Source organism: Kitasatospora sp. NE20-6, assembly GCF_045862635.1.
On sequence record NZ_BPRL01000066.1, the window covers coordinates 1 to 15225 of the forward strand.

General features: G+C 75.6%; 10 protein-coding genes. 8 read left to right on the plus strand and 2 right to left on the minus strand.

What is annotated here, in order from left to right; translation table 11 throughout:
• The first annotated feature begins 1504 nt into the window (after positions 1-1504).
• The 5 genes from SNE206_RS32845 to SNE206_RS32865 all read left to right on the plus strand — a co-directional run bounded on the left by SNE206_RS32845 (position 1505) and on the right by SNE206_RS32865 (position 9865).
• A complete protein-coding gene (locus SNE206_RS32845; protein WP_407917192.1) occupies positions 1505-4534 on the plus strand; it encodes a toxin glutamine deamidase domain-containing protein in 3030 nt (1009 codons plus the stop codon).
• A gap of 86 nt (positions 4535-4620) precedes the next feature.
• Positions 4621-6039, plus strand: coding sequence for an SUKH-4 family immunity protein (locus SNE206_RS32850; protein ID WP_407917193.1), 1419 nt, complete (start codon positions 4621-4623; stop codon positions 6037-6039).
• 87 nt (positions 6040-6126) lie between these two features.
• A complete protein-coding gene (locus SNE206_RS32855) occupies positions 6127-7932 on the plus strand; it encodes an ATP-binding protein (protein ID WP_407917194.1) in 1806 nt (601 codons plus the stop codon).
• 73 nt (positions 7933-8005) lie between these two features.
• The gene (locus SNE206_RS32860) at positions 8006-9316 is read left to right on the plus strand and encodes an SUKH-4 family immunity protein (protein WP_407917195.1); all 1311 of its coding nucleotides are present in this window, start codon (positions 8006-8008) and stop codon (positions 9314-9316) included.
• Between the two features lie 237 nt (positions 9317-9553).
• Positions 9554-9865 (plus strand): DUF6087 family protein, encoded by a 312-nt coding sequence (locus SNE206_RS32865; protein WP_407917196.1) that lies wholly within the window; start codon positions 9554-9556, stop codon positions 9863-9865.
• 99 nt (positions 9866-9964) lie between these two features.
• Here the strand turns inward: SNE206_RS32865 and SNE206_RS32870 are convergent, their stop codons facing one another.
• Positions 9965-10603, minus strand: coding sequence for an HNH endonuclease family protein (locus tag SNE206_RS32870; protein WP_405014639.1), 639 nt, complete (start codon positions 10601-10603; stop codon positions 9965-9967).
• A gap of 372 nt (positions 10604-10975) precedes the next feature.
• Between SNE206_RS32870 and SNE206_RS32875 the strand changes: the two genes are divergently transcribed.
• A complete protein-coding gene (locus SNE206_RS32875; protein WP_407917197.1) occupies positions 10976-11497 on the plus strand; it encodes an AAA family ATPase in 522 nt (173 codons plus the stop codon).
• 21 nt (positions 11498-11518) lie between these two features.
• Here the strand turns inward: SNE206_RS32875 and SNE206_RS32880 are convergent, their stop codons facing one another.
• Complete coding sequence (locus SNE206_RS32880; RefSeq protein ID WP_407917198.1) at positions 11519-12208, minus strand: alpha/beta fold hydrolase; 690 nt, start codon at positions 12206-12208, stop codon at positions 11519-11521.
• A 281-nt stretch (positions 12209-12489) separates the two neighbouring features.
• Between SNE206_RS32880 and SNE206_RS32885 the strand changes: the two genes are divergently transcribed.
• Together SNE206_RS32885 and SNE206_RS32890 are read left to right on the plus strand one after the other, a co-directional pair.
• The gene (locus SNE206_RS32885) at positions 12490-13341 is read left to right on the plus strand and encodes a class II glutamine amidotransferase (protein ID WP_407917199.1); all 852 of its coding nucleotides are present in this window, start codon (positions 12490-12492) and stop codon (positions 13339-13341) included.
• A 251-nt stretch (positions 13342-13592) separates the two neighbouring features.
• Entirely contained in the window at positions 13593-15206 is a 1614-nt protein-coding gene (locus tag SNE206_RS32890; RefSeq protein WP_407917200.1) for a peptide chain release factor 3, read from the plus strand.
• The last annotated feature ends 19 nt before the right edge of the window (positions 15207-15225 follow it).

Consider the following 15225-nt stretch of genomic DNA (forward strand, 5'->3'; position numbering starts at 1 on the left):
CTGGGAGGAGGGCAAGGAGTCCGCGAAGAACTGGGACCAGACCTTCACCGAGTCCCTCCGCGACGGCCTCGGCTCCCGTGCCGGTGGCGCGGCACGGCACCACATCGACAACGCGGCCGGCCACGGCGGCTCCGGCAGTTCCGGTGACTCCGGCGGCTCCGGTGACTCCGGAAACCCGAGTGGCTCGGGAGACTCCGGAAGCACGGGCAACTCGGGCGGTTCGGGGAGCACGGGCAACTCGGGTGGTTCGGGGAGCACGGGCAACTCGGGTGGTTCGGGCGGCTCGGGGAGTACGGGTGGTTCGGGTGACTCCGGCAGGTCGGGAAGCTCGGGCAACGGAGGGGGCGGCGACACCTCGGGGTCCTCCTCCAACGGCTCGACGTCCAACGGGTCTGCATCCAACGGCTCGGGGGCGAGCGGTTCCTCGGACTCGCCGACACCCACACCGACGCCGTCGGCCTCGGTGCCGCGGCCCGCCTCCGCAGGCGACGGCGGTTCGGGTTCCGACTCGGGCTCGGGCCAGGGCGGTCCGTCCGCGGACACCGGGTCAGGGCGTGCCGCCGACGGCTCGGGTACGGGTGACTCCGGCACGGGCGGCGACCGCGGCGACAGCCGGCCCGCCGCCCAGCAGGCCTCGGACCACCGCAGCGCGGCGCCCCTGGACCCGTTCGGTACACGCCTGACGACGGACTCCACCCCGGCTGCGTCCGGCCCCACGCCGAGCGGCGGCGACGGCCCGGCGCCCGCCTCCCAAACGCCTTCCGCCGACACCGGCACCGACAGCCGTCCGGCGCCCACCGCGGACGCCCCGGCCCACACCGGTACCGATGCCCGCTCGGACCCGGCGTCCGACGCCGGTGCACGGCCGTCCGACGGCGGGCCGCGGTCGGACGCTGCCGCGCCGCCGCCGCACACCACCGGTGACGCGCGCCCGGCCCACACGGTGCCGGATTCGTCGCCCGCACCGACCCACGCGTCCGCCGACGCCGGTCCGCGCCCTACGGGCACGGACGGCCGTACGACGGCCGATTCCTCGCCCGCACCGGCGCACACCGACCATGCGGGTCACGGCGACAGCCGTCCGACCCCGTCGTACGGTCCCGTGCGCGGAGGCGACGACGCGTCCTCCGGCCCGGCGCACACGGCTCCCACGCACACGGCTCCCGCGCATGCCGCGCCCGCCCACGGCGGTGACGGAGGCGGGGGAGACCACGCCGGTTCCACCTCGGGCCCCGCACGGTCGGGTGACGGCGGGTCGGCAGCACCGAGCCACCACGGGGACCGCGGTACGCCGTCGTACGGGCCGGTCCGGGGCACCGAGCAGTCGCCCGCCCCCGCCCATCACGCGGCGGACGCCGGCACCCCGCCCCGGACGGACCCGGACGGGCCCGCCCCCCGGCACGAGTCCGCCCCCCGGCCCGATGCCGCCCCGCAGCAGGAGCGGTCGGCGACGCCCGGTCCGGCCGCCGATCCCGCGCAGCACGGCGGCACGGATTCGCGCACCGTGCCCTCGGGATCGGTGCCGCACGTGCCGGCCTCGGACGGCTCGCGTTCGAGCTCCCCGGACGGACCGCACCGCGCGGGCTCGGTCCAGACGGCCTCGACGGGCGTCGCGGAGGCGCCGCCGGTGCACTCCGCCCCGACCCCGGCGCCCGACGCCACCACGGGGCCCGCCGGCCAGCAGAACACCCCGCCCGCCACCACCGGTCCGGTGCCCGCGGGGGGCGTTCCCACCTCCGCCGCCCCGGGCGGCAGCCCCACCGCGACGCGGCCCGGCGGCGGGCCGGTGCCCAGCAGCGCACCGTCCGACCGGCCCTCGACGGACCGTCCGACCGTGCCGGGCCAGGGCCCTCACCGGGACGCGCCGGACCGCCCGGGCTTCGGCGACCGCCCTGCCCGCGGCACCGACCGACCGGACCCGCGCACCTCGGACCCGCGCACCTCGGACCCGCGCACCTCGGACACCTGCCCGTCCACCGACCGGCCAGGCACGGACCGGCCCGCCGCGACCCCGAACCCGGAGGCCGGTCCCCGGCCCGACCGTCCGACCACGGACGACCGCCCTGCCACGGACGACCGTCCGACCACGGACGACGCCCGGGCCGACGAGCACGCCGGCCCCGCCGCGGACGACCGCCCCGCGGACGACCGTCCTGCCGACGACCGCCCCGCCGACGACTCCCGCCCCGCCGCGGATGACACGCCCGCGCACGAGCGGCCGCTGTCGGAGAGCCGTCCGCACGACACGCCGGGTGGACTGGCCCCGGTCGATCCGCGGCACCAGCAGGAGCTGGAGAGCCGGATCCCGAAGAACCCGGACGGCACCCCGCAGCGCCACCCCGACCCGGCCGGTGACTGGCCGGGCGCGGTGAACGGCGACGGGCACCGCACGCCCGGCCGTGACAACAACTGCCTCGACGTGGCGCTCTCCAGTGCCGACACCTACAGCGGCAACCCCACCGCCGCCGCCCCGCGCACCGACGACGGCACCGGTGACGGCGAACACGGCGGACGCGACCGGGCGGAGCGTCAGCTCGGCGCACCCTTCCGGGATCTCGGCAACGGCGACCAGGCGTTCCACCGGCTGGAGGACCAGCTCCGGCAGTCCGGCCACGGGTCGCAGGCCGTCATCGTCACCCAGGACGCCCACGGCCGCGCCCACGCCTGGAACGTGGTCAACCACAACGGGAAGATCACCTACCTCGACAACCAGACCGGCGCCCGCAGCGACAAGCCGCTCCACAACGGCGACCACGGCGTCTGGGCGATCCCGCTGGACTCCGACCGCCGCCCGCTGACCCCGGACGGCGACGGCACCCCCCACCGCGACGGTGCTGACGGCGCCGACCGCACCGCGGACACCCCGGGAGGTTCCGACCGTCGCCCCGAGGACCCGGCGGGCAAGCGCACCGCCGACGATGCGGACGCGGAGGCCGACGACGCCGGCGAGCCCCAGGCAGGACCGTCCGAGGAGCGACCGCCCAAGCGGCAGAAGCCGAACGACGACGCCATGGACATCAGCAGCTCCGACGGCACGAACGACGGCACGAACGACGCCACCCAGACCGAGCCCCCCGCGACGCAGCACGACGACGCGAGCGACGCGAGCAGTGACCTCACCGAACTCAGCGACACCGAGAGCGAGCTCACCGAACTCGACGACAGCGACGACGACGGCGACGGCGGCGACCCGGACGACAAGCTCGGGTCCACGCCGTACGACCAGGCCCAGGACTCGGACCACACCCACCGCAACATGCTCGGCGACGGCGAGCAGCAGGGGCTCCGGGACCGCCCGAACGCGACCGTCAAGCAGTCCGACCTCGACGTGGCGCACGACTTCCTGCGGGACAGGGCCGACGACAAGTCGCTCGGCGACTTCCTGCAGGACACTGCCGACCGGGTCAAGGAGAACCGGACCGGCGACGAGCCGTTCCAGGTCGGCTTCGACAAGAACGAACTGGAGCAGAGGCTGCCGGGCTTCGCGGACCTGAACCGCGACGAGCAGGGTGCCGTCCTGGCGTCCCTCGGACGCCTGAGCCTCGCCGTGCACTCCGACTACGCGGTCGGTGCGAGCCCCGAGCACCTGCCCGACGCGTACGCGGCCCCGCACGCCGACAGCCAGGACACCGACAGCCAGGACGGTGACGGCCAGGACGGTGACGCCGACGGTCAGGACGGCGACGGCGGCCACGACTCCGACACGGACATGCCCGATGCCGACGGCGGCAGCCAGAGCGGTGACGGTCACGACGGTGACGGTCACGACGGCGACAGCGAGGACAGCGGCACCACCGAGGAGCACACCGAGGGCTCCCGCGGCGTCAACCTCCACGAACGCCACGACTTCTGGGGCGGCGACCGGGGCAACGCCCACAAGGACCCCTCGGAGCTGAAGGAGGGCGAGAAGATCCGGGAGCCGGACCCGGCCCGCCTGGTCCGCGAGCACCTGACGGCGCGCTACCAGGATGAGCACAACGGGATGGCGGAGAAGCAGGCGGAGCGGCTGCTGCGCAAGGAGACGAAGGCGTTCGTCGACGGCGAGCACCGGCCCGACTTCTCGGGCAAGAACTACGCCGTCATCGAGACCGTCGACTCCGACGGCAACGTCCGCTACGTCGTCGACAGTTCGATCCCCGTGAACGGCTTCGGCTGGCAGTCGGAGCACTCCGAGCCGCACCTCGGCAACTGGATCGACCGCGTCAACGCCAACGCCGACACCGACAACTACACCATCAGCCACCTCTGGACGGAGCGCGAGCCCTGCGGCGGCGGGCAGGGCCACGGGCACTGCTCGGCCTACCTCACCAGCTCCATGCCCGACACCGACGTCGGCTACGGCGTCGGCTACCGCAAGGGGCAGATGGCCGAGGGCTTCAACACCCCGGAGGACCGGGCGGCCGCCGCCGAGGGCATGAAGCAGGACATGCAGGACCACCTGAACGATCTCGGCGACCTCTGGTACGACCTGGCGACCTCCGGAGAACTGAGCCCCGGCCGCGCGAGGAACCAGTACCAGGCGGCCGCCGAGTGACAATCGGGACTGCGCCGCACACCGTGGGGCCGCACACCACGATGCCGCCGCGCGACGCCGGCCCGACGCCCTGACGGAGAGATCGCATGACCACCGGATCCGAGCCGACCCACCCCGACCGGCCGTTCGACCCCGCCGACCTGCCCGCGCTCGTCGACGACCCGGTCTTCCTCGCCGAGGTCGGCCGGGCCGGCCTGCTCGCCGGGATGGCCGCCTGCTGGCCGGACGGGGTGCCCCGCGGCACGCTCGCCGAGGACATCCACCACCTCGACCGGCTGGGCGTCAGGCCCGGCCCCGGGCAGCACCCGGAGTGGCTGGCCTGGCTCCACCTGCTGCTCGTCAGCCACGGCCGGGACGCCGACGCCGCGGCCCTCCTCGCGGCCGCGCCCCGGCTGCCCTGGCGCACCGTCTGGTCGCGGTGGGTGCCGCCGGGCGCCCGGTCGGGCCGCCCCGCCCCGGGAGGGCAGGTCGTGGGGCTGCGGGCCGTCGAGCGGGACGGCGAGCCGCTGCTCGCCGTCCACGAGGCCTTCGTGCTCGCCCGGCTGGAGCGCGAGGAACCGGACGACGAGGAGGGGTACGAGGAGTACGCCCTCGCACCGGGGACCGGCCGCGTCGTCGCGGGCCCGAAGCTGTACCGCCCGTACGCGCACGACGAGTACCCGGGCCCGTACGTGCCCGTGGTGGCCGCCGGCCTGCCCGAGGCGGGCAGCCCCGCCCGCAACACGCCGGAGGGCTGGCAGGGTGCCGGCGCCGCCGGCCTGCCGGCCTGCCACGCGCAGGTGACGCACGCCGTCCGGCTCGACCGGCTGGCCGTGCTCGGCGGCGGCTGGGGCTGCTACGCCGTCGAGACCGCGGAGGACCCGGCCCCCGCCGGCCCCGCAGCATGGCCGATGCCCGCCGCGGACACCCTCACGACCGTGCTCGCCCCCGCGGCCCTCCCCGCCGGGGCCGCCGCGCCGGACCGCGCCTGGCTCGCCGCCTGCTTCGGCGAGCAGCACCTGTGGACGCCCGCCCCGGACACGCTGCCCGCCGGTCTCGAACACGGGCCCACCCGGGACTTCCTGACCGGCCCCGGCTTCCCGGCGTTCAGCAGCGCGCTGCTGCAGCTCGGCTCCGATCACCTGCGCACCGACGGCCTGGTCGAGCTCCGCAACGCCGAGCTCTACGCGTCCGACGACCCCGAGGCGCAGGAGCACGGCACCTACTCGTACGTCCTCGCGCGGGACGGGCTGAGCATGTTCGCCGTCGACGGCACCAGCGGCCGGGTCACCCTCTACGACCCGGAACGCTGGGAGGGCGACTACGACTACGGCGTGGTCGCCTCCTCGGCGGAGCGCTTCGCCGCGCTGCTGCGCCTCTACACGACCTACTACTACGGGACGGGCCCGGAGGAACTCGCCGACGCCGGGCGGCTGCTGCGCGACTGGGCGCAGGAGCTCGACCCCGTGACCGCGTCCTCGCTCTTCTGGCAGGAGGTCTTCCAGGACCGCGAGGACTTCGTGTAGCCCGGAGGGCGCCCCGGCGTCCGCCCGCCCCCATTCGCCCGTACCCGAACAGCACCTGCACGTGTCCCACGACCCTGGAGCCCGACCGTGACCGATCAGGCCGACCACCGGCCCCACCCCTACACCGGGGGCCGGGCCGCCGCCCTGCGTGAGCTCGCCGCCTGGCACGCCGGCCTGCCGTCGGCGCCGAAGGTGCTGCTCGTGACCGGTGCGCCGGGCAGCGGCCGCTCCCGGCTGGTGACCGGCTTCCTGATGCTCTGCGACCCGGCGCAGCGCGCCCGGATCGCCGTCGACACGCTCGACCCGGCCACTGTGCCGCCGCCCGGCCTCCCGGCCCCGCTGGTCTTCCCCGCGACCGGGCTGACCGCCGCGCAGCTGCTGTGGTCGGTCGCGGACGAGTTCGGCATGGAGGTGGAGCGCAGTGCGGACGTCCGCCGGCTGCTCCGTGAACTGCCCGGCGAGGGGGTGCCGCTGGTGCCCGTCGTCGTCCCGGACGTCGACCGGGCCGGCGTGCTGCGGGCCGCGGCCGGTGCCGCCGAGGTCGCCGCGGACGTCCTGGTGCCGCTCGCGGAGTGCCCGGCGGTGCGGCTGCTGGCCGACGTGCCGCGGGAGCAGGCCCGGTGGCTCGCCGAGCACCTGCCCGCCGACCGGCTCCGGGTCCTCGACCTGGACGAGGAGCCGTGGACCGACCGGCAGGCGCTTCTGGTGCAGGCCGAGCACCTCCTCGACCGGCCCGACGACGCCGCCCGGCTGGCCGCGCGGGCGGCCGGCCCGCTCGTCGTGCGGCTCGCCGCGTGGTCGCTGCGGTCCGCGCCCGAGGGCGGCACGGCGGCCTTCCCCGCCGACGTCGGCGACGCCCTCGACCTGCACGCCGAGCGGTGCGGCAGCCAGGAGCTGGTGCTGCGCCGGCTGCTGGCGCCGCTGGCGCTGACCGGCACCGGCGCGGCGCTGCCGTCGGCGCTCTGGGCGCCGCTGGCCTCCGCCGTGGCGGGCCGGGACGCCGGTGCGCTGCTCGCCGGCGGCCGCGCCCTGCTCGCCCCGTTCGTCGAGCCGGCCGGGCGCGCCGAGGAGCCGGGTGTGCGCCTGGTGCACCCCGCGGTCGCGGACGAGGTGCGCGAGCGGTTCGGCACGACCGTCCGTGAGGTGCAGCGCCGGATCGCGACCGCGCTGGTCGCGACCCTGCCCGGCACCGACGCGGGCCCCTCCCGGTGGGCGTCCGCCCCGGCGTACGTCCGCGAGCAGCTCGTCGGGCACGCCCTGGAGGGCGGGGTGCTGCCCGAGCTGCTGGCCGACCCGGGGTTCCTCCTCCACACCGACCAGGTGCGGCTGCGGACGGCGGCCGAGCAGCTGGCCGCCGACGGCGTCGCACTGCCTGCCCTGGCCCGTACGTGGCTGCGGCTGGCACCGGTGTTCACCCGCAACCGGCCGGACACCGTGCTGCGGGCCGCGCTGCTGGAACACGCGTGCCGCCAGGACGGCCTGCCCGTGCCGGACTTCGGTCTCGACCTGCCGTGGGAGACGCTCTGGGCGCGGCCGCTGCCCGGTGCGCGGGCGGTGACGTTCGCGTCGACCGCCGACGGCACCCCCGTGGTGGCGGCCGCCGGTGCGGAGCCCGGCCTGGTCGCGTACGACGTCCGCACCGGTGAGCCGGTGGCGGCCGATCCGCAGGCACTGCTGCCGGCGACGGACGAGCAGCGCGCGGCGTGCCCGGTGCGGCTCGGGGTGGGCGGCGACTACGTGCGGATCTGGCCGCGGGACGGCGGCGCCCCGCTCGCCGCGTTCGTGTCCCCGCAACCGCTCGGCGGCGCGGACGTCACCCCGGACGGCCTGCTGCTGCTCGCCGACGCCCGCGGGGTGGCCGCGCTGCGGCTGGCCGTGCCGGTGCCGGGGTGACCGGCCCCGGGGCCGCGCCGGGCACTGCGGCTACTGTGAACCATTCCATCCGGCTCCGAAGGAGAACGAGCGCGTGACGACCCGTGAGCAGGCGATCGAGGCGGCACACCACTGGATCAACGGTGCCCTGCCCGAGGAGCAGTGGCACCGGATCGGCGTGCACGAGTTCGACCTGGGCTGGGTGCTCTGGGCCGAACGGCAGCCCGTCGAGGCGGACCCGGCCGACCCGGACGGCGGCGCCCGGCGGGCACCCGCCGACATCGGCTCGGCGTCCGCGGTGGTCGACCGGGAGACGGGCGAGCTGACCACCTGGCCGTCCGTGCCGGTCGACGAGGTCGTGCAGCTCTACCGGGACAAGCTCGGCGCGGGCTCGTACGACCCCGCGCTGCGGCCCGCCGTCGGGCCGGGCGCGACGGCCGTCCTCACCTACCGGGACGCGCAGGGCGCCGAGCTGAGCCTGTTCCGGATGTCCGCCCCCGGCACCGGCCACCCCGAGGCCGAGGCGTGGCGCGAGCTGCAGGCGCAGGGGGTGCGGCCGGAGGACGTCCTCGCCGTCCACACCGACCTGCGGCCCTGCGAACTGCCCGGCGGCTACTGCGCCGCCCTGCTGCTCGCCGAACTGCCGACGGCGTCGTTCTCGTACGGGCACGACCACGGTCCGCGCTACGACCGGCGGGCCGCCGGGGTGCGGGCGCTCACGGAACAGGCGGAGAAGCTGTACCGCGACGCGGGCCGGCCGGCGCCGCCGCGACCCAACCGGGTGCCGTTCCCGCGGGCCGTGCCGGCCGCCGCGCCGGAACGCGACGCGGCGCTGGGCCGCCGCCTGGCCGAGCAGTTCGGCCCGGACGGTGTGCACCGGGTCGACGCGGACGACGCAGCGCGCGCCCCGCTCCCGGAGGCTGCCCGCGGCACCCTCGTGTGGGCGGGCGTGCCGGCGCACGTCGACGGCTTCTTCACGGCACTGCCGGGTCTGACCGACGTCGCCGCGCACCTCGCGGCGACCGGCCGCGGCACCCGGGTGGGCGAACAGGCCCGCGGCGTCCTCGCGGAGTACGTGCTGCTGGGCACGGACGGCCACGCGCTGGTCGCCGTGCAGTGCGGTGACGGCGGCACGGGCACCGGCGCGGGCGTCGGCCGGATCTGGGCCGTCGACCCCGACAACGGCACCGGCCGCTACCTGAACGCCGACCTCGCCTCGTACGTCCGCTGCCTGGCTCTGCTCGCCGCGCGCCGACCGGCCCTGCGGGGCCTCGACCCGTACGCGGCGGCGGTCGCCGTCGACGCGTTCCAGCAGGAACTCGCCGCGCTGGACGGCACGGTGTTCGAGGACCCGGAGAACTGGTGGGCGGTCGTCGTCGAGCAGCTCTGGGACGGCATGCTCTGAGGCATCCGCGGCGCGGACGGGCGGCCCGGAGGGGGCGGCCCGTCCGCGGCCGGGACGGCGTGCTCGGGACGGCGCGGCCGGGATGGCGCGGCCGGGATGGCGCGGCCGGGACGGCGTGCGCGGGTGCCGGTCGCCCGCTGTGCCCTGTCGCACCGGCGCGCCGCCCGGCGCGCCGTCGGGGCCGTCCGCGGCTAACCTCGGCTCAGGTCATGTTCCGCCGGCGAGAGGATCCGCGACGTGTTCGTCCCCGGCGAGGAACCACTGCCCGACCGGTACGCGGACCGCGCCGGCCTGAAGCCCCCGGTCGGCACCCGGGACGCGGTCGTCCTCGACGGCGTGTCCCGGCCCGGCGGGCACCCGCTCTTCCAGGACGGGCCGCGCCTGGTGGTCGAGTGGGACGGCCGGACGTGGCAGCCCGTGGCGGTCGCGGACACCTACGTCGCGGCCTGTCAGATGATCACCGCTGACGGCAGGCCGCCGCTCTTCCCGCAGGCCCAGCCGCCGACGGCGCCGCTCCGGCGCGACACGGACCGCCCCGGGCAGCACTGAGCCGCCCAGGTCCGAGCGGCGGCGGGGGGCACGGGGACGCCGTGGCCGTCGCGCCCCCGCCCGGCCGGGGCAGGGGCGCACCGTACAACCGGCCCGGTGTCAGCAGCCGTTGAGCACGCCGGTGAGGGCGTTCTTCTCCGCGGTGTCGACGGCCAGGCCGTAGTAGTACTTGACCTGCACCCAGGCGCGGACGTACGTGCAGCGGTAACTGCTCACCGAGGGCAGCCAGGTGGCCGGGTCCTGGTCGCCCTTGGACTGGTTGACGTTGTCGGTCACCGCGATGAGCTGCGGGCGGGTGAGGTCGTTGGCGAACTGCTGCCGCTTGGCGCTCGTCCAGGCGGAGGCGCCGGAGTCCCAGGCCTCGGCGAGCGGCACCATGTGGTCGATGTCGAGGTCCGACGCGTTCGTCCAGGTCGCACCGTCGTACGGGGAGTACCAGGAGCCGGAGGTGGCCGAACACGAGGAGTTGGTGACGACGTTGGAGCCGTCGCGCTTCAGCACGGTCTCGCGGGTGTCGCAGGAGCCGGAGATGGTGATCCAGTGGGTGAACAGGTCGCGGCTGTAGCCGGTGCGGTTCTCGGTCTTGACGGCCAGCGAGGCGAGGTAGGTACGGGCGGTCGCGGCGGAGACCGGGGTGGGGAGGGCCGCGTGCGCGGTGCCGGTGGTGGCGGTGAGCGCACCGGCGGCGAGGGCGGCGGTGGCGAGGGTGCTGGCGATGCGGCGTATGGTTCCGGGCATGACAGATCGCTCCTGCGGCAGGGGGAGTCGGACGGGGCGAGCAGTGCCGGACCAGGATGGGGCTCGCAGGGTCTATGCGGGTAGATGTCTGCGCGTGAATTGTTCATGACCCGCGCGTTTCCAGCGGTCGCCCCGGCGCCCGGAGACCGGCCGAAGGTGCAGAACCGGTCGCTCCGGGGCGAATCGGGCGAACGCCGGCGCGGTGCGGCCCGCGGCAGGGCGCCGACTGCCGTCGGCAGAAAGGGAGTTGCCCGGGCCGCGGGCAAGTCGGCGGTCAGGAAGGGCTGTTCACCTACCCCCGGCCGACGTGCAACGGCCGCGCCCGGCAGAAACCCCCGGGCGCGGCACCCGCCCGCGCGTTAGCCTCACCGCATGGAAGCAGGGGACCGACTGCCGCCTCCGGACGGGGTGGAGCGCACGCCCGTCGTGATGATGTGCGGCCTGCCCGGCTCGGGCAAGAGCACCTACGCGCAGGCACTCGAACGCCGCGGCTACACCCGGCTGTCGATCGACGAGGCGGTCTGGGCACGCATCGGCCGCGACGCGGCCGAGCTCGACCCGGAGGAGTACGACCACCTCAAGTCCGCCGTCGAGCAGGAGCTCTGGGGCGAACTGATCCGCCTGATGACGGCGGGGCAGCCTGTCGTCATCGACTACAGCTTCTGGAGCCGTGCCACCCGGGACCGGTACAAGGCCGTGATCGAGCAGCACGGATGCAGGTGGCAGCTGATCCGCCTCAAGGCCGACCGCGAGACCCTGCGACGCCGGCTGGCCCACCGCAACCGGCAGACCGGAGCGAACAGCGTCACCGTCTCCGACGAACTCCTGGAACGCTACGCCGCCGCCTTCGAGGAACCCGTCGGCGAGGGCGAGCACGTCGTCGTGCAGGAGTAGGCCCGCCGGCCGGCCGTGCCGTCAGGGGCCGATCCCCAGGGTGCCCGGCGGGGAGGGCAGGGGGCGGCCGTCGAGGATCGCCGCCGCGAACTCCGCCGTCAGGCGGTGCCAGTGGCGGGCGCCGCGCAGCATCGTGTGGCCGCCGCGGGGCATGGCGACGGCCCGCACCCGGGCCCCCGCCCCGGCGGCGCGGGCGCCGAACACCCAGGTGGCGCGTGCGTCGGTGACCCGGTCGTGTTCGTCGTGGAGCAGGGCGAGCGCCCGGCCGTGCAGGTGCGCCGTGTCGTCGTCCGGCCGGCACCAGGGGGCGAGCGCGACGACGCCGGCCACGAGCGGGTGCCCCGCGGCGGCGAGTGCCGCCCGGCCGCCCATGGAGTGGCCGACGAGCACGACGGGGGCGCCGCCGAGCAGGGGCGCCAGCTCGTCCAGCGCCGCCCGGGCGTCCGCGGCGGCGTGCGCGTGCCTGCCGTTCCACCCGCGGTGCCGGTAGCGCACGGACGCGGAGACCACCGGCCGGTCGCCGAGCCCCCGCCGGACCGCGGCGCGGAACGGCCGCATCCGCAGCGCGGGCAGGCCGACCCGGGGTGGCGGAGCAAGGCCGTCGGCCCGGCCCCCGTGGAGGAAGAGCACCGCCCCGCACGGCTCCCCGGGTGCCCGGTGCACGTCGAGCCGGCCGCTCCCCGCCCGTACGGACCCGGTCCCCGCCGCCATCGCCATGCTCTCCTCCGTGGTCGCGGACGGCCCGTGCGGCCGCCCCCGAAGGATCCGGAGCGGACGGCCCGGCGGATTGGCCCGGAACGGCAGCGGCGCGGCAGGGCGGCGAGGCGGCGAGACGGGGCGGTGGGGCGATGGGACGGCGGGGGCGGGGGCCGGTCCCGCCGACGGGCGGGCGTCACCCGTGTGGACCTACCCTGAGGAGCGGTGCACGATCGGCCGCGGCCCCGCCCGTACCGCGCGCGGCGGGCGTTCGCGCGAGGACGGCGGTGGGACGCATGTGTCGATGGCTGGCCTATTCGGGAACCCCGATCCTGCTGGAGGAACTGCTCTACAAGCCGGCCCACTCGCTGATCGACCAGAGCCGCCACTCCCGGATGGGCGTCGAGACGACCAACGGGGACGGCTTCGGCATCGGCTGGTACCCCGACGAACGGCGCGGGCCGCACGGCCCCGGCGAGCCGGCGGTGTTCCGCGGGGTCGGCCCGGCGTGGAGCGACCGCAACCTGCACGAGCTGGCGCACTGCGTGCGCTCCCCGCTGTTCGTCGCGCACATCCGTGCGTCGACGGGCACGGCGGTGCAGCAGACGAACTGCCATCCGTTCCGGCACGGCATCCGGCTGTGGCAGCACAACGGGGCCGTGCACGGCTTCTCCGAGCTCAAGCGCGACCTGATGCTCGCCGTCGACGCCTCGCTCTTCCCGTCGATCGAGGGGTCGACCGACTCGGAGCTGATGTTCCACCTGGCCCTCACGTTCGGGCTGGAGGACGACGTGCCGGGGGCGGTCGAGCGCATGATCGGCTTCATCGAGGCGACCGCCGACCGGCACGGTGTGCCCGACGTCCTGCAGATGACCGTCGCCGTCTCCGACGGTGACCAGCTGTGGGCCTTCCGCTACTCGACCGAGCGGCACTCGCGCTCGCTGTTCTTCAGTTCCAGCGTCCATGCGCTGCGCGCCCTGCACCCCGACAACCCGGTGCTGCAGGAGGTGTCGGAGGAGACCCGGGTCATCGTCTCCGAACCGCTCGGCGATCTCCCCGGGGCGTGGAACCCGGTGCCCGAGTCCTCGTACGGCACCGTCCAGGACGGGCAGGACTCGCTGCGTACCCTGCATCCGCGGCGTCCCTGAGCCCGGTAGCGCTGCAGCCCTGGGCCTGGGGAACCCCGGGCCCGGCCCGGGCCGGCGCCCAGGTGCCGTCCCCAGCCCTGCCCCGGCCCCGCCCCGCCCCCGGAGGCGGCTGCCGGTGGTGCGCGATCCGTCCCGTTCGGGGAAAGCAGGCCGGGCTGGCTAGAATTGCCCTTCGGCCCGATAATCGACGGCCCGGCCCGGCAGGTGCGGAGCGGCGTCACCGGCCCGATGCCCGCCTACCCGAGGAACACGTGAGCAGCGAACAGTCGATCCCCGTCCTGCAGGTCCTCAACGAAGCCGGCCGCCGCCGGACCTTCGCCGTGATCAGCCACCCGGACGCCGGCAAGTCCACCCTCACCGAGGCGCTGGCGCTGCACGCCCGCGCGATCACCTCGGCCGGCGCGGTGCACGCCAAGGGCGGGCGGCGCGGCGTGACGAGCGACTGGATGGAGCTGGAGCGCGAGCGCGGCATCTCGGTGACCTCGGCCGCCCTGCAGTTCGGCCACCGCGGCCACGTGATGAACCTCGTCGACACCCCCGGCCACGCGGACTTCTCCGAGGACACCTACCGGGTGCTCGCCGCCGTCGACTGCGCGATCATGCTGGTCGACGCCGCCAAGGGCCTGGAGGAGCAGACCCGCAAGCTCTTCGCGGTCTGCCGCCACCGCGGCGTCCCGGTGATCACCTTCATCAACAAGTGGGACCGCCGCGGCCGCGAGGCGCTCACCCTGCTGGAGGACATCGAGACGCACCTCGGCATCACCCCCGTGCCGGTGGTCTGGCCGGTCGGCAACGCGGGCAACCTCCGCGGGCTCGTCGAGGCCGAGAACACCGACCAGATGCTGCGCTACACCAAGGTGCCGGCTGGTACGCACGCCGCGATCGAGGAGAAGCTCACCGCGGAGCAGGCCACCGAGCAGGAGGGCGAGGACTGGCAGACCGCGCTGGAGGAGCTGGAGCTCGTGCTCTCCTCCGGTCCCGGCTACGACCGCGAGGCGTTCGAGTCCGGCAAGATCACGCCGGTCTTCTTCGGTGCGGCGCTCACCAACATCGGTGTGAAGCTGCTGCTCGACGCCGTGGTCGACCTCGCGCCGGCCCCCGGCCCGCGTCCGCTGGCCAAGGGCGGCGACCGCGAGGTCGGCGAGGACTTCTCCGGCCTCGTCTTCAAGATCCAGGCGAACATGGACCCGGCCCACCGCGACCGGATCGCCTTCGTCCGGGTCGTCTCCGGCGTCTTCGAGCGCGGCATGAACGTCACCCGTGCCGCGAGCGGCCGCTCCCTCACCACCAAGTACGCGCACACCGTCTTCGGTGCCGAGCGCACCGTCGTCGACACCGCCTACCCCGGCGACGTCGTCGGCCTGATCAACGCGGCCGCACTGCGCGTCGGCGACACCCTCTACTCCGGCCGGAAGGCCGAGTTCCCCGGGCTGCCGGCCTTCGCCCCGGAGTACTTCGCGGTCGCCCGGCCGAAGGACATCAGCCGCTCCAAGCAGTTCCGCAAGGGTGTCTCGCAGCTCGACGAGGAGGGCGTCGTCCAGGTGCTGACCTCCGACCGGCGCGGCGACCAGGCGCCCGTCATGGCGGCCGTCGGCCCGATGCAGTTCGACGTCGTGCTGCACCGCATGGAGCACGAGTTCTCCTCGCCGATCACCCTCGACCACCTGCCGTACCGGCTCGCGCGGGTCACCGACCCGAAGGGCGCCGAGGTGCTCGGCAAGGACCGCCTCACCCAGGCCGAGGTGCTCACCCGCCGCTCCGACGACGTGCTGCTCGCCGTCTTCGCCGACAAGTGGCACCTCAACTCCTTCCAGCGCGCCAAGCCCGACGTGATGCTCGAACCGCTGATCGCCACCGCGGACTGACCCCCGCCCGGCCGTCCAC

Bases quoted from the DNA above. Each gene is read 5' to 3' on its own strand.
- SNE206_RS32885 (WP_407917199.1), top strand. From the start codon at position 12,490: ATGTGTCGATGGCTGGCCTATTCGGGAACCCCGATCCTGCTGGAGGAA.
- SNE206_RS32880 (WP_407917198.1), bottom strand. From the start codon at position 12,208: ATGGCGGCGGGGACCGGGTCCGTACGGGCGGGGAGCGGCCGGCTCGAC.
- SNE206_RS32870 (WP_405014639.1), bottom strand. From the start codon at position 10,603: ATGCCCGGAACCATACGCCGCATCGCCAGCACCCTCGCCACCGCCGCC.
- SNE206_RS32850 (WP_407917193.1), top strand. From the start codon at position 4,621: ATGACCACCGGATCCGAGCCGACCCACCCCGACCGGCCGTTCGACCCC.
- SNE206_RS32875 (WP_407917197.1), top strand. From the start codon at position 10,976: ATGGAAGCAGGGGACCGACTGCCGCCTCCGGACGGGGTGGAGCGCACG.